Here is a 13,642-nt window from a genome sequence, read left to right as displayed (position 1 = left end):
CGGCGCCATTGTGTGACAGCGTCAGGCTTCGCGCAATCTCTCTGGCGTTAGCGTGAACACGACGCGTTAACGTTAGGGGGATGTTAACCGGTGATTCTGTATTCCTTTACGGGTCTTCCCTCGAAGACACCCCACCATCCACCCAAAGCCTTTTCGGGAGCCCCTTCGGCTCCCGACTTTTTTTGTGCGCCGGTGATCCGGGCTGCACTTGCGGCGCCGCGAGCGGCTTGCACGGGGGCCGCGGCATTGCTAAAGACCTGCCTCCGCCACACGGCGGCGCGTTCCCCGGTAGCTCAGTTGGTAGAGCAATCGACTGTTAATCGATCGGTCGCTGGTTCGAGTCCGGCCCGGGGAGCCACTTCTCTCTCAGACATCGCCAATTAGGCTGGTCCGGTCATGCGCCGCCTGCGTCTATCCGCGCGGCTGACCCGTCACGCCGGCGCTGATCCAGCCCGCCATCCGGCGCGCAGCGCGGTCGACGATGGCGTAGAGGCACGGCGCCACCAGCAGAGTCAGCACCATCGAAACCAGCAGTCCGCCGACCACGGCGAGCGCCAGGGGCTGCATGATCTCTCCGCCCGGTCCGGCGCCAATGGCCAGGGGCGTCATGCCCAGCACCGTGGTCGCGGTGGTCATGATCACCGGGCGCAAGCGCGCCCCGCCCGCTGAAACAATCGCCCGCCCCGGCCCAAGCCGTCCGCCGCGCCGGCCCTTTTCAATATATTCCACCAGCAAGATGGCGTTGTTGACAGCGATGCCGATCAGCAAGATGGCTCCGATCATCACCGGCGCCGAAACCGGCGTGCCGGTCAGATACAGCGCCAGCACAACGCCGATCAGCGCCATGGGTGCTGTGGACAGGATCACCAGCGGATTGGACAGGCGCTCATACTGCACTGCGAGCACCACGAAGACGAGAAACAGCGCCAGCAAGATCACCGTCACCAGCTCGCGATTGGTGTCCTCTATAGTGCGCCACTGACCCTCGAACACCAGACCGATCCCGTCAGGCACGTCCATCTGCGCAATGCGCGCCTCCACCTCGGCCATGATGGCGCCAAGGTCGGAGATCTCGGTATTGGCCGTACCGTTCACGCGCACCACGCGGTTCTGGTTGTCGCGCTCGATATGGGCCGGCCCGGCCCCCAGCGTGATGTCGGCCACTTCACGCAGCGCCACCGGCCCGCCCTCCTGGCGGAACACCAGAAGATTGCCCAGCGTCCCGGCGTCGCGGGTGTCGGCGCGCGGCAGGCGCACGCGCACATCATATTCAAGGGCCCCGCTCATGAAGCGGGTCGGGGTGGCGCCGTCCACGGCCCAGCGCACCGCCTCGCCAATCTCCGAGGTGCGCAAGCCCAATGCCGCCGCGCGTTCAGGATCGATGCGGATGCGCATCAGAGGGCTTTCATCCTCGCGCCCCACCTCCACGCCTTCGAGCCCGGGAATGCCCTGCAAGCGCGCCGCCAGCGCGCGGGCGAAGCGCCGCGAGGCCTCCAGATCCTCGCCCGTGACCGATATCGACAAATCATCACCCGATCCGCCGAACTGCAGCCCGCCAATGCGCGGCGGCGAGACCCATATGCGCCCGCCTGGAATATCCAGCGCTTCCAGCTGGCGCTGCATATCGGCCACCCACTGTCCGGCGCTGACATTCGGGCGGTCGCGCAGATCGGTCAGCTGGACGCTCATCCGCGCCGTGCCGGGGCGCTCATTGACAATACCGCCGCCCAGATGCCCGCCTGACAGGGTGAACATGGACACCACGTGCGGGTCAGCCGCCAGCACCGCCTCCATGCGCCCGGCGGCGGTATTGGTCACTTCCGGGGGCGTGCCGGGCGGCAGGCTCAGCCCCACCGAGACCTGACCGTCATCGACCTGGGGCAGGAACTCGCTGCCCAGCTCCCCCGACAGCCAGATCGCGCCGGCGAAAGCGGCCAGCGCGCCCGCAACCACCGCAAAGCGCCAGCGCAGCAGGCGCACCAGGGTCTTTTTGTAGGCCCGCCGCAGCCTGATCACGCCGCGATCCACGCCGCGGATCAGGAAGGAGCGGTCAAACCGGCTCTCGAACCCCACGCGGCTGACCAGCATGGCCAGCATGGGCGTGACCGTGAGCGCCGCGGCCAGGGTGGCGATGATGGCGAAAGAAATGGTGATGATCAGTTCACGGAAGATCAGCGCCATCAGGCCGGTGATCAGCAGGAAGGGAATCACGGCGGCCAGATTGGTCAGCGTGCCCGCGATGATCGCGCCGCTGACCTCGCCCGCACCGTCATGGGCGGCGTCTTCAGCCGACTTGCCCAGCTCCTTGCGGTGGCGATGAATGTTCTCCAGCATCACGATGGCGTTGTCGAGCAACAGCCCGACCCCCAGCGCCAGCCCGCCCAGAGAGACGATGTTGAGCGTCAGTCCGCCCATGCCCATCAGGGCGAAGGTGGCCATCAGCGCGATGGGGATGGAGAGCCCGATCACAAAGCTGCGCCGCAGGCTGCCCAGGAAGAGCAGCACGAACAGCATGGACAACACCCCGCCCAGTATGGCCGCAGCGCCCACGGCCGTCACAGAGCTGCGGATGAAGAAGGCCTGGTCTCCGATCACCTCATAGGTGATGTCGTCGGGAAAGAAGCCCGAGCGCTCCAGGCTGGCGATCACGGTGTTGACCCCGTCAATCACCTCGACCGTATTGGCGCCGGGCAGTTTGAAGATCGACACCTGCACCGCCGGCGCGCCGTTCATACGGGCGAACAGGCGTTGTTCGCGATACGTGTCGCGCACCTCGGCCAGCTCCGACAGACGAATGCGTGCGCCATCGCCGCCTGGCAGGGTGACCAGCACGTTGGCGATATCTTCGGCCGAGGTGAACAGCCCGTCGGTCTTGGCCATCACGTCGAACGTGTCCGACGTCACCCAGCCGGCGGCGATATCCACATTCTCCGCCGCCAGCACGCGGTTGAGATCGCCCAGCGTCAGCCCGTAGGAGGCCAGGCGCTCCTGATCGACCAGAACCTGGATTTCGCGCTGCTGCCCGCCCGCCGCCTCCACGCCCGATACACCCTGGACGGCCAGCAATTGCGGCGCGAGGGCGCGCTCCACCCAGTCATTGACGTCCACCTGGGCGCGCACCGGCGAGCTGAAACCGGCTGTCCAGACCGGGCGCTGGCTGGGATCGCGCTTGTAGATGCGCGGCGGATCGATATCGGGCGGCAGGCGCGTGCGCGCCAGCTCCAGATAGCGCGAGGCGTCCTGCAGCGCGATGTCCAGATTGGTCCCGTAATCAAAGTGCAGATTGACATTGGTGCGCCCTTCCGAGGCGCGGCTGTCGATGCGGATCAGGTTTTCCGTCGCCGCCAGCGTGCTCTCCAGCACCCGTGTGACCTGCTGCTCCATCACCTCGGGCGCAGCGCCGGGATAATTCACCGTCACGGTGATCATCGGATATTCGATGCGCGGCAGCAGATCGATGGGCAAACGGTTCAGGAAGAACAGGCCCAGCACGAACACCACCGAGGCGATGGCCAACGTGCCCACGGGCCGGCGTATGGCGTGACCGGCCAGGCCTGTGCGCGGCGCGCCTCCTTCCGCCATCAGCCTCTCCATCCGACAATGCGCACCGACTGACCCTCGGCCAGCTCGGCCGGATTGGTGGCCAGCACCACTTCGCCCTCTTCCAGGCCGGATATAATTTCGGTCCAGTCGCCGCGCGTCACCCCGCGTTCGATCACCCGCTGTTCAAGACGGTTATCGGCGATAACGAAGACATAGTCGGCGCCATTGTCCTGCGCGATGCCCGCCGCCGGTGCGGCGAGCACATCGGGACGCGGATCAATGGCCAGGCGCACGCGCGCCAGAAAGCCGGGGCGCGCGCCGCGCGCCCAACTGTCTTCCGGCAAGGCCAGCTCCACTGTCACCAGCCGGCTCGACGGATCGGCCAGCGGGAATATGCGCCGCACGGTTGCGGGCAAAGGCGCGCCGGGCAGCGCATCGAGATGCACCGGAATGTCCTGTCCGGTCTCAAGGAACGCCACATCAAGCTCCGACACGCCCAGGCGCACCACCAGAAGATCGGTCCGGGTCAGCTCGAACAGGCCGTCGAGCGCCTGCACCCCCTCGCCCACCTCGATGTGGCGGGCGGTGATCATGGCGTCCATGGGCGCGGTGATCTCGCCAAAGGCGATGCGCGTGCGCCACAGATCGGCCTCGCGCGCCAGCACGTCGCGATCGGCGCGGGCGCGCTCATAGGCCTCGGCGGCCAGAAGCCCGCGCTCATGCAGGGTGGCGCTGCGCTGATAATTTGACTGGGCCTGGGCGCGGCGCGCCTCGGTGCGCGCCAGCTCTGCGCGCTGCTCGCGCATGTCGAGCCGGGCCAGCACCGCGCCCGCCTCCACCAGATCCCCGGCTTCGGCCAGCACCTCTGCGACCGTGCCCGCCGTGCGCGCCGCCAGGCGCGAATGGGCGTAGGCCTCCACCCGGGCGGAGGCTGAAAACTGGCGCGACAGATCGCGCCGGGTGATCTCGGCGGCGGCGGCGGGATGACGGAAGCTCTCCCCCGCCCCGGACGCGTCCTGGCTGTCCGGCGCAGCGCCGCCGCAAGCGGCCAGAACCATCAGCGCGAACCCGCTCAGCGCCAAAACCAGAATGTGTGCTGGCTGGATCAAGAGGTGTGTCTTTCGTGTCTGATCCCCACTGACATAAGCCAGATAGGCTGTCAGACCAATCCCTTGGCCGCCCGGTCAGACCGAGGGCGCAGGCGCAAGGACCGCCGGCGCCGCTTCGCCCGCCTCGATCTGGGCGGCCCACATGGACGCGTAAAGCCCGCCGCGCGCGAGCAGTTCGGCGTGGGTTCCGGTCTCGGCGATGCGCCCGCCATCGAGAATCACCAGCCGGTCGGCGCGCGCGATGGTGGACAGACGGTGCGCCACGGCGAGCGTGGTGCGCCCGCGCACGGCTTCGGCGATGGCGGCCTGCACCTCGGCTTCGGTGCGCGAATCAAGCGCCGAGGTCGCCTCGTCGAGGATCAGGATGGGCGGGTCTCTCAGGATGGCGCGGGCCAGGCCAACGCGCTGCTTCTCCCCACCCGACAACTTCAGCCCGCGCTCGCCCACCCGGGTCTCAAGCCCCAGCGGCAGCGAGTCCACGAAGGCCTTGAGCCGCGCGCGCGTCACGGCGTCCCACAACGCCGCCTCGTCCGCGTCGGGGCGGCCATAGAGCAGGTTCTCGCGCAAGCTGGTGTTGAACAGCACCACGTCCTGCGGGACGAGGCCCAGCTGGCCGCGCAGCGAGGCCTGGGTCACATCGGCGATATTCTGCCCGTCAATCTCGATGCGCCCGGTGGACGGATCGTAGAAACGGAACAAAAGGCGCAGCAGGGTGGACTTGCCCGCCCCCGAGGGGCCGGCGAAGCCGATAAACGCGCCCGCCGGGATGTCGAGATCAATCGCCTCCACCGAGCGATCACGGCCGTCATGGGCGAAGCTCACACCGCTGAAGCGCACCGCCCCGCCAGTGATGTCCAGCGCCGCTGCGCCAGGCTTGTCGGCCACTTCGGGCTTCAGGCGCAGCACCTGGAACAGGCGCTCGAGATCGACGCTGGCCTGTTTGATCTCGCGATAGGCCCAGCCCAGGATGTTCAGCGGCTGATAGACCTGCATCAGCATCAGGGTCAGCGCCGCGATATCGCCCACCTCCAGACGCCCCTGCAGCGCCATCCACACGCCCAGCAGCGCGACGGCCAGAAGCCCGCCATTCATGATCGCGGCCTGGGCGGCGTTAAGGGCGGCCAGGCTCTGCTCGGACTTGACCGCCGCCTTGGCGTAGCGGGTCTTGGCCTCGTCAAAGCGCCCGGCCTCGCGCACCTCGGCGGCGAAGGCCTTGACCGTCTCGAAATTGGTCAGCGCATCCACCGAGCGGGCATTCACCTCGGTGTCGGCCTCGTTCATCTGGCGCCGGATCTTCACGCGCCACTGGGTCATCTGGAAGGTGATGAAAGCGTAGGAGACCACCGCCGTGACGATGATCACCGAGAACTCCCAGCCATACAGCACCGCAGCCACGGCGGCGGCGAGCAGCAGCTCGGCCAGGGCGGGCAGGATGTTGAACACCAGGAATCGCAACAGATAGTCCACGGCGTTGGCGCCGCGGTCGATCACCTTGTTGACTGCGCCCGTGCGCCGGGTCTGGTGATAGGTCAGCGAGAGCGACTGCACATGGGCGTAGGCCTGTACGGCGGTCAGGCGCTGGGCGTCGTTGGAGACCGGCGAGAACAGCGCGTCGCGCAATTGCGGCACGCCTGTGGCGGCGAAGCGCAGCAGGCCATAAGCGATGATCAGCCCGCCCGCAGCCCAGAACGCGCCGGCCGGCGGGCCGCCTTCGAGATTGAGCCCGCGGCTGAGGATGTTGATCCCCTCTCCGAACGCCACTGGCGCCGCCACGGAAAAACCCTTGGCCAGCAAAGTGATGGCGAAGGCCACCGCCATCCGGAAACGCCAACGCGCCATGTCCGGTCCGGACATGATCGCCCACAGCCGGGCCAGCGCCTCGGAGAGGCGTCCTTCAGGGGCCGGACCATCCAGGGGATCGTGAGAAGGAGGCGGAGACATGCGACCTAGTTAGGGCGCCGCAGGCCATCCGGCCAGATGCGATCAGCCGTCCGCGCCGTTGGAGGATGGCGTGGCAAACACCTGACCGGGATAAATCAGGTCCGGATCGCGGATCTGGTCACGATTGGCCTGATAGATCACGGTGTACTGGATGCCGTCGCCATACAGCCGGCGCGCGATGCGCCACAGCGAGTTGCCCGGCTGGACGATCACACGGCCCGCCTCGCGCGCAGACAGGGCGTCCTCGGCGCTGGCGCGCTCGAAGGGCAGCGCGATCACGGCGGTCACCCGCCCGTCTTCATCGATCTGGTCGATCTGCAAATCATAGACGCCCGGCGCGAAATCCCGGCCCGCCTGCACGCTCCAGCGGCCATTGGCGCCGGCGCGGGTTTCACCGACCATCTGCCCGTCGGCGATGACACGCACCGTAGTCCCGGGTTCGGCCCGGCCGGAGAAAATCACCGAGCCGCTCTCGTCATAATCCACCGTTTCAAGGCTCAGCGGGCCCATGGACACGCCGTCGAACGGGCTTTGCAGCACGCGGCTGGCCTCGCCGGGCCGGCCCAGCACCACAAGCGGGGTGCGGTCGCGGCTTTCAGGCACGGAGACCACCACCACCTGGTCGGAGCGCACTTCCTGGCCATCGGGCGTCACCATGATCAAGGACAGCTCCACGGAGCCCGCCGGCAGGGGGCGGTCCACGATCATCACCCATTCGCCCGCCGCATCGATCTCCACCGTGGCGATCTCTCGCTCACCCGACATCAGCGTCACGCGCGATCCCGGCGCGCCGCGTCCGGCCAGCACCGCCGTGCCGCGCGGGTCGACGCGCACAATGTCGAATGTGGGCGCCGTCAGCGACGAGACAGGCGCGGACGTCTCGACGGGCGTCGTGACCGTGTCAGGATCAGCTGGCGCGGGGGCGGGCGCCGGGCGCATGACGATAAACGCCGCCGCCGCCGCTATCGCGGCGATGAACAGGATGATGCAGATCACAAATGTACGCGTGGCGGCCATGTGCCGTCTCCTGACAGGGCGGATGACCTGAGCGGCAAGCAAGGCTCGCGCCAGTCCGCCCCCATTGCTAATGCTTAACTGCGCCGTCGCGCGAAAGAAAGCGCGCTCAAGGCCATGATGCAGCGTGATGAGGCGAAAATGCGGAGTATCTGCCTGTTCTGCGGTTCGGGCGCAGGTCGCGACCCCGCCTTCACCGGTCTGGCGCGCGAAACGGGGCGTCTGATCGCGCGCGCGGGCCTGCGCCTGGTCTATGGCGGCGCCGAGAACGGCCTGATGGGTGAGGCCGCGCGCGCCGCGCTGGCCGAGGGCGGGCAGGTGCTGGGCGTCATCCCTGAATTCCTGATCCCGCTGGAAGGCGCCCAGGAGGGCGTGGAGCTGCGCATCACCGCCACACTGGCCTCACGCAAGGCGATGCTGATGTCGGAGGCGGACGCTTTTCTGATCCTGCCTGGCGGTGCGGGCACGCTGGAGGAAGTGTTCGACATGATCATGCAGCGCCAGCACAGCCTGCACGCCAAGCCCGCTGCTTTTGTCGGCGCGGATTTCTGGTCGCCGCTGGAGGCGCTGCTGGCCCATGTGGGCGAGGCCGGATTCGCCGACGCCGGGGTGCTGGAAGGGCTGAGCTTTCATCACGATCCGCAATCTGCGCTCAATACCCTGACGGCGATGACGGCGGAAGCATCCGCCGCCAATGCCGGAGCCCGCGCCCCATCCTGAGCCTGAACGTTCAGGATGGGAGCACAGGCCGTCGTGAGCGTTTCATCGCCCCTAGCGCCAGTATTCGCGCTGGCTGCAGATCAGGCGGCCTGACGTGTCATAGACCCGCAGGTCCGCACGGAAGCCGTAAGCCTGGACCGGCAGGGCGCCGGGCGCGGCGCGCCGGTCGTTTGAGCTGGCGATGATCGTGGTGCCCGGACGGGCCGCCCACGCATTGGTCCAGAAATCCGGCTGGTGGGGGCGCAGGGCGTTGGCGCCCACGACCACGCGCGAGAGATTGGTGGGCCAGAAATTATACGGCGAGAACGTGCCAGACTGCTCGGCCACAAGCTCGCCATTGCCGCCATCCTGACGCACGCGCAGCTCGAACGAGCCTGCAAGGCGCGGTGCGGCATAGGCCTGCAGGACGCCATGCGAGCGTCCACTGCCCACTTCAAGCCAGCAGGCCTGGGCCGGGTTGGCGGAGGCCGCGCCCGCCGCAGCGGCGAGCGCCGTTGCGCCAGCAGCCAGCATCAGAGCGGTTTTCTTCAAAAATGCGGTCATGACCGATCTCCTTTCACGATCACTGAGGGGCGAGCCAGGGGCGGGCGGACTTTGGCGCCCGCCCCCGTGTCGCCGGGGAACCAGACCCTCGCCTTGAGGGGCCAGCCCCTAGTGGCTGCCCTGGATCACCAGGGCCACATTGCCATTACCGGACTGGCGCACATTGGCGCGCTGGCCGGAGCCGACCTGGATCACGCCCAGCGAATTATTGGCGCCGGTCTGGTTGGTGGCGGCGCTATGGCCGGACCCGATCTGGGCGACACCCGCCGTGTTATTGGTTCCGGTCTGGATCGCGCCGGCATTGTTATAATTGCCCTCCTGGCCGATCACGGCGGTGTTGTTGCGGCCCAGCTGGTCAGCGTAGGCGCTGTTGGCGTAGCCCGCCTGGCCCACGGTGACGCCGTTGCGCGCCCCGTCCTGGATGGTCTGGACGTAGTTGTAGGCGCCGCGTTGTTCGATATAGAGCCGGTGCTGCGGGCCCACCTGGCGCGCGGACAATTCGTTGGCGTAGCCGGCCTGGTTGATGTTCACGCGATTGCGTTGCTGGGCTTCGGCCGCCGACACGGTTCCCGCCAGCATGGTCAGGCTCAGCCCCGTGGCGATCATGAGTTTGTTCAGCATGGTCAGTCTCCTCTGGTTTCATCCCGGCGGCTGTGGCGTCCGCCAGTGATCAGGAGACTGCATCGCGCCGTCTGAACGCCTGCAGAGCGCTGCGTTCACCCGGCGTTTTGCCAGATGAACGCAGAGTGATGGTGTTTCAGGGGGTTATCCGTGAGGGTCGAAGATATCCTCGATGCGCAACCCGAACGCCTCGGCGATCTTGAAGGCCAGCGCCAGTGAGGGATCATGCTTGCCCGTCTCCACCGCGTTGATCGCCTGACGCGACACGCCGACCCGCTCGCCCAGCTCGGCCTGGCTCCAGCGCTGCTCCGCGCGCAGGACGTGGATCCGGTTCTTCATTTGAAGCGCCTCGACACGAAGATCACCGCCACGCCCCACACCAGCGCCATAGCCGGCAGGACATAAATCACGGAGATGGCCGGCGCATCGGCCCAGCTTTCCAGGAACCCCCAGCTGAAGCTGGCGAAGCTCACCACCCCTGCCGCAATCAGGAGCGATTCGGCGTGGATGCGCGCCTGCACCTCGTCCATGGCGCGCCAGAAGATGATGAATTCGCGCAAGGCCAGCAGGGCCGGCAGCACCGGCGCCAGCGCCAGCATCACCCGCACCGGGCCTGACGGATCAAGCTGGCGCAAGAAATAGGTCACGCCCACCACCGCCAGGCTGTAGATCATCATCAGCGCAATAAAGCGCATCGAATAGCGTTTGGCTGCGGGTGTCATGCGCGCGCCTCCCGCACAAAAGCCGCCGCCAGCGCCTGCGCGCCCCACCATAACCCCGTCACCTGTCTCGTCCGGTCCGCCATCATTACCTCCATCAGGTTAGCTTGACTGTATGTCATGCATACCTGACATATGCGCACCCGTCAAGAAAACCTGACATTTAATCAGGCAGGCCTGTCACATGCCGGAAGGAGCGCTCACCCCCGCCCGCGATAGGGGGCCACACCCTGGTCGGGAATCCACAGGCCCTTGGGGGCTTCGCCCCACTGGGCGAACACGTCGATGGGGATGCCTCCGCGCGGATACCAGTAGCCGCCAATGCGCAGCCATTTGGGCGCCAGCGCATCGACCAGCCTCTGGCCGATCATGGTGGTGCACGCCTCGTGAAACGCGCCATGATTGCGGAAGCTCTGCAGGAAGAGCTTGAGCGATTTGGATTCCACGATCCACGGGCCGGGCGCGTAATCGATCACGATATGGGCGAAATCGGGCTGGCCGGTCACCGGGCAGATCGAGGTGAATTCCGGACAGGTGAAGCGGATCAGGTAATCGCCGTCCCGGGCCGGATTCTCCACCCGCTCCAGAACCGCGTCCTCGGGACGCTGCGGCGCCGCGCCGGCGGAGCCCAGCTGTTCAAGTTTCTCATAGCGCGCATCGGTCATGGCCGCGCATGTAACGCCGGGACCACGCATCGGCAATGGCGTTCACATCAAAACTGCTTATCTTGGCGCCATACGGGCCGTTTTTGGCGCCAGATTGGCTGATCTCAGCATGAACGAAGCCCTCGCCATTCTGCCTGCTGTCACCCTTCTGGCGGTGGGGCTGGCGTGCATCCTGATCGCCCGCGCCTTGCGGCTTTCGCCCATCGTGGCCTTCATTGCGGCGGGCGTCCTGATCGGCCCCAACGCGCTGGGTCTGGCGCCGCTGAACGCCACGACCGCCCTTCTGGCCCAGCTGGGGGTGGCCTTCCTTCTGTTCGAGATCGGGCTGGGTTTCTCCTCGCGCACTATCCGCGAAAGCGGGCGCGATCTGGTGGTTCTGGGCCCCTTGCAGATGCTGATCTGCGGCGCAGGGTTCACACTGGCGGCCAGATTTTTCGGGCTGGACTGGCCCGTAGCGCTGGTGATCGGACTGGGCGCAGGCATCTCGGCCACCGCCGTGGTGACGGCGACGCTGGCTGAACGCGGCATCGCCACCTGCCCGCTGGGCCGCTCCTCCACCGCGCTTCTGGTGTTCCAGGATGTGGCGGGCATTTTCCTTCTGGTGTTCGCTGTCTCGCTGGACGGATCGGGGCCGCTGGGCCTGGCCCTGGCCGAAGCCGCCGCCAAGGCGTTCGCAGCCGCCCTCGCCGCGGTTCTGATCGGACGCTTCGCCGCGCGTCCGGCCCTGGCCCTGCTGGCGCGCACCAATATGGCCGAGGTGTTCACCGCCGCCGCCTTGCTTCTGGTGCTGGCCACAGCCGCCGCGACCGGAGCGCTGGGCCTGTCGCTGACGCTGGGCGCGTTTCTGGCCGGCGTGATCGTGGCCGAAACCCCCTACCGCACGGTGGTCAAAACCGAGGCCCGCCCGTTCGGCGCGCTGCTGCTGGGCTTTTTCTTCATCACCGTGGGCATGGGCCTGGACTGGCGCGATATCGCCGCCCAGGCGCCCTGGATCGCACTGGCCATCGCGGCGCTGATTCTGGGCAAGACGATCCTGACCTTCATCGCAGCGCTGGCTTCGGGCTGGAGCCGTCCGGGCGCCACGCAACTGGCCTTCGTCACCGCGCAGGGCTCGGAGTTTGGCCTCGTCCTGCTCGCCCTGCCCGGCGTCGCCAACGCGCTGGGGCCGCAGGCTGCAGGCGTTCTGGTGGCCGCCAGCGCCCTGTCGCTGGCCCTCACCCCGGCCTGGACAGCCCTGGGCATGAAGCTCGCGCGCAAGCTGGCCCAGGCCAAGGCCGCCCCCTCGACGCCCGCCGCCGATCCCGAGGCCCAGCGTCCCATCCTGGTGTTTGCCGCGACGCCAGCCGGGCGCCTGGCCATGGACGCGCTGACCCGCTTCAAGATTCCATTTGTGGCGATTGAGTTTGACGCTGACCGCTTCCTGTCCGCCACCGCCGACGGATATGACATGACGTTCGGCGATCCCAGCGATGTGCGCCTGATGACGGCGGTGGGGGTGACGCGCGCGCGGGCGCTCGCGCTGGGCCAGTCGCGCTATGAAATATCGAAAGAAATCACGCCCTATATCAACGCCACCTATCCCGACCTTCAGCGCATCGTGGCGGTGCGCACGCCCGAGGAAAAAGCCGCCCATGAAGAACTGGGCATGATCGCCGTGATCACACGAGGCCAGCCGGAGGGCGTGGATTTCGCCCTGGCCGTGCTGCGCTTCGCCGGTGTCGAGGAAGCCGCCATCGCCCGCTGGCTGGCCGACGTGCACGAGGCCCATGCCGGCGCCCGCCCGGCGCCCCTGCCCGCTACAGCAGACCCAGCGCCTTGAAGCTCGCCGTGCGTTCGCGCCCGATCACGATGTGATCATGGACCACGATATCGAACGGCTTGCCCGCCTCGCAGATGCGCTTGGTCATGTCGATATCGGCGCGTGACGGCGTGGGATCGCCGCTGGGGTGATTATGGACCAGGATGATGGCGCTGGAATCCAGCGCCAGCGCCCGCTTGACGATCTCGCGCGGATAGACCGGGGCGTGATCAACCGTGCCGCGCGCCTGGAACTCGTCGGCCACTAGCCGGTTCTTCTTGTCCAGGAACAGGACCCGGAATTCCTCGGTGGTGGCGTGCGCCAGCGCCGCGCGCAGATAATCCAGCAGCGCCGACCAGGACGAGATCAAAGGCCGGCCCGTCACCTGCTCGCGCGCCATGCGCACGGCCAGCACCTGGATGAGCTTGAGATCCAGCGCGGTCTTTTCAGATACGCCCCTCACCTCGGTGAGCTGGTCTGGTGACGCTGCGCACACCCGGGCCAGATCGCCAAAGCGCGCCAGCAGGGCCTTGGCCAGCGGTTTCACATCCCGGCGCGGAATGGAGCGGAACAGGGCCAGCTCCAGCAATTCATAATCGGCCAGCCCCTCCCCGCCGGTCTCAGCAAAGCGCGCGCGCAAGCGGTCACGATGGCCGTGATAATGCGGCTCCTGGGGGATGTCGGATACGCCCGTCATGTTCGCGCACTCGCTGACCGGATTTCGCCTCACACGATGCTAGCGCTCCGCAGCTTCGCCCGCCAGACGAAACCGGCGCGCCTTGCAGGGCGCATCTCCCCCTTGGCCTGACCGCCGGGCGCGTATAACGATTGAGGCGCGCGGGCGTGGCGGAACTGGTAGACGCACCGGACTTAAAATCCGTTGGAGGGCAACCTCCGTGCCGGTTCGATTCCGGCCGCCCGCACCATTTTTCCTGTCCTTCCTCGCTCCGCTCGGTCGGTCCTCGCTAA

The 13,642-nt window shown here is 67.2% G+C and carries 12 protein-coding genes and 2 tRNA genes; 4 read left to right on the top strand and 10 right to left on the bottom strand.

Annotation, left to right across the window (positions count from 1 at the left end):
* The first annotated feature begins 282 nt into the window (after nucleotides 1–282).
* A tRNA-Asn gene (locus F1654_RS00960) sits at nucleotides 283–358 on the top strand.
* Between the two features lie 53 nt (nucleotides 359–411).
* On the opposite strand, the gene F1654_RS00955 is transcribed toward F1654_RS00960, so the two are convergent.
* From F1654_RS00955 to F1654_RS00940, 4 genes are all read right to left on the bottom strand, one after another.
* Nucleotides 412–3,582, bottom strand: a complete 3,171-nt coding sequence (locus F1654_RS00955) for an efflux RND transporter permease subunit (RefSeq protein ID WP_150021640.1) — start codon at nucleotides 3,580–3,582, stop codon at nucleotides 412–414.
* The gene (locus F1654_RS00950; RefSeq protein WP_150022506.1) at nucleotides 3,582–4,601 is read right to left on the bottom strand and encodes an efflux RND transporter periplasmic adaptor subunit; all 1,020 of its coding nucleotides are present in this window, start codon (nucleotides 4,599–4,601) and stop codon (nucleotides 3,582–3,584) included. The genes F1654_RS00955 and F1654_RS00950 overlap by 1 nt, the downstream gene beginning before the upstream one ends.
* Nucleotides 4,602–4,727: 126 nt before the next feature.
* Nucleotides 4,728–6,593: an ABCB family ABC transporter ATP-binding protein/permease gene (locus F1654_RS00945; protein ID WP_150021639.1), complete on the bottom strand. Its 1,866-nt coding sequence runs from the start codon at nucleotides 6,591–6,593 to the stop codon at nucleotides 4,728–4,730.
* Nucleotides 6,594–6,635: 42 nt separating this feature from the next.
* Entirely contained in the window at nucleotides 6,636–7,610 is a 975-nt protein-coding gene (locus tag F1654_RS00940; RefSeq protein ID WP_150021638.1) for an Ig-like domain-containing protein, read from the bottom strand.
* Between the two features lie 138 nt (nucleotides 7,611–7,748).
* On the opposite strand from F1654_RS00940, the gene F1654_RS00935 reads away from it, so the two are divergent.
* Nucleotides 7,749–8,327 (top strand): LOG family protein, encoded by a 579-nt coding sequence (locus F1654_RS00935; protein WP_150021637.1) that lies wholly within the window; start codon nucleotides 7,749–7,751, stop codon nucleotides 8,325–8,327.
* Nucleotides 8,328–8,378: 51 nt separating this feature from the next.
* Here F1654_RS00935 and F1654_RS00930 read toward each other — a convergent pair whose 3' ends face one another.
* From F1654_RS00930 to queF, 5 genes are all read right to left on the bottom strand, one after another.
* Complete coding sequence (locus tag F1654_RS00930) at nucleotides 8,379–8,870, bottom strand: hypothetical protein (RefSeq protein ID WP_150021636.1); 492 nt, start codon at nucleotides 8,868–8,870, stop codon at nucleotides 8,379–8,381.
* Nucleotides 8,871–8,978: 108 nt separating this feature from the next.
* Nucleotides 8,979–9,491, bottom strand: a complete 513-nt coding sequence (locus F1654_RS00925) for a curlin-associated protein (RefSeq protein ID WP_150021635.1) — start codon at nucleotides 9,489–9,491, stop codon at nucleotides 8,979–8,981.
* Nucleotides 9,492–9,635: 144 nt separating this feature from the next.
* Nucleotides 9,636–9,830 carry a helix-turn-helix transcriptional regulator gene (locus F1654_RS00920; RefSeq protein WP_150021634.1) on the bottom strand — a complete coding sequence of 65 codons (195 nt, stop codon included), beginning with the start codon at nucleotides 9,828–9,830 and terminating at the stop codon, nucleotides 9,636–9,638.
* Nucleotides 9,827–10,213 (bottom strand): hypothetical protein, encoded by a 387-nt coding sequence (locus F1654_RS00915; RefSeq protein ID WP_150021633.1) that lies wholly within the window; start codon nucleotides 10,211–10,213, stop codon nucleotides 9,827–9,829. Before F1654_RS00915 ends, F1654_RS00920 begins: the two co-directional genes overlap by 4 nt.
* 197 nt (nucleotides 10,214–10,410) lie before the next feature.
* Nucleotides 10,411–10,875 (bottom strand): preQ(1) synthase, encoded by a 465-nt coding sequence (gene queF, locus F1654_RS00910; protein WP_150021632.1) that lies wholly within the window; start codon nucleotides 10,873–10,875, stop codon nucleotides 10,411–10,413.
* Between the two features lie 109 nt (nucleotides 10,876–10,984).
* Here queF and F1654_RS00905 point away from each other — a divergent pair, with 109 nt between their 5' ends.
* Nucleotides 10,985–12,694: a cation:proton antiporter domain-containing protein gene (locus F1654_RS00905; protein ID WP_199200410.1), complete on the top strand. Its 1,710-nt coding sequence runs from the start codon at nucleotides 10,985–10,987 to the stop codon at nucleotides 12,692–12,694.
* Here F1654_RS00905 and radC read toward each other — a convergent pair.
* The gene (gene radC, locus F1654_RS00900) at nucleotides 12,672–13,370 is read right to left on the bottom strand and encodes a RadC family protein (RefSeq protein WP_150021630.1); all 699 of its coding nucleotides are present in this window, start codon (nucleotides 13,368–13,370) and stop codon (nucleotides 12,672–12,674) included. The two genes, F1654_RS00905 and radC, sit on opposite strands and share 23 nt — an antisense overlap.
* A gap of 140 nt (nucleotides 13,371–13,510) precedes the next feature.
* Between radC and F1654_RS00895 the strand changes: the two genes are divergently transcribed.
* A tRNA-Leu gene (locus F1654_RS00895) sits at nucleotides 13,511–13,599 on the top strand.
* The last annotated feature ends 43 nt before the right edge of the window (nucleotides 13,600–13,642 follow it).

The organism is Alkalicaulis satelles, assembly GCF_008630495.1.
Classification (GTDB): Bacteria; Pseudomonadota; Alphaproteobacteria; order Caulobacterales; family Maricaulaceae; genus Oceanicaulis; species Oceanicaulis satelles.
This window is presented reverse-complemented; position numbering and strand designations above follow the sequence as displayed.

What these genes read in the sequence shown, in the direction of transcription:
- F1654_RS00930 (WP_150021636.1), bottom strand. Translation starts at nt 8,870, where the DNA reads ATGACCGCATTTTTGAAGAAAACCGCTCTGATGCTGGCTGCTGGCGCA.
- F1654_RS00935 (WP_150021637.1), top strand. Translation starts at nt 7,749, where the DNA reads ATGCGGAGTATCTGCCTGTTCTGCGGTTCGGGCGCAGGTCGCGACCCC.
- F1654_RS00920 (WP_150021634.1), bottom strand. Translation starts at nt 9,830, where the DNA reads ATGAAGAACCGGATCCACGTCCTGCGCGCGGAGCAGCGCTGGAGCCAG.
- F1654_RS00905 (WP_199200410.1), top strand. Translation starts at nt 10,985, where the DNA reads ATGAACGAAGCCCTCGCCATTCTGCCTGCTGTCACCCTTCTGGCGGTG.
- queF (WP_150021632.1), bottom strand. Translation starts at nt 10,875, where the DNA reads ATGACCGATGCGCGCTATGAGAAACTTGAACAGCTGGGCTCCGCCGGC.
- F1654_RS00915 (WP_150021633.1), bottom strand. Translation starts at nt 10,213, where the DNA reads ATGACACCCGCAGCCAAACGCTATTCGATGCGCTTTATTGCGCTGATG.
- F1654_RS00955 (WP_150021640.1), bottom strand. Translation starts at nt 3,582, where the DNA reads ATGGCGGAAGGAGGCGCGCCGCGCACAGGCCTGGCCGGTCACGCCATA.
- F1654_RS00945 (WP_150021639.1), bottom strand. Translation starts at nt 6,593, where the DNA reads ATGTCTCCGCCTCCTTCTCACGATCCCCTGGATGGTCCGGCCCCTGAA.
- F1654_RS00950 (WP_150022506.1), bottom strand. Translation starts at nt 4,601, where the DNA reads ATGGTTCTGGCCGCTTGCGGCGGCGCTGCGCCGGACAGCCAGGACGCG.
- radC (WP_150021630.1), bottom strand. Translation starts at nt 13,370, where the DNA reads ATGACGGGCGTATCCGACATCCCCCAGGAGCCGCATTATCACGGCCAT.
- F1654_RS00940 (WP_150021638.1), bottom strand. Translation starts at nt 7,610, where the DNA reads ATGGCCGCCACGCGTACATTTGTGATCTGCATCATCCTGTTCATCGCC.
- F1654_RS00925 (WP_150021635.1), bottom strand. Translation starts at nt 9,491, where the DNA reads ATGCTGAACAAACTCATGATCGCCACGGGGCTGAGCCTGACCATGCTG.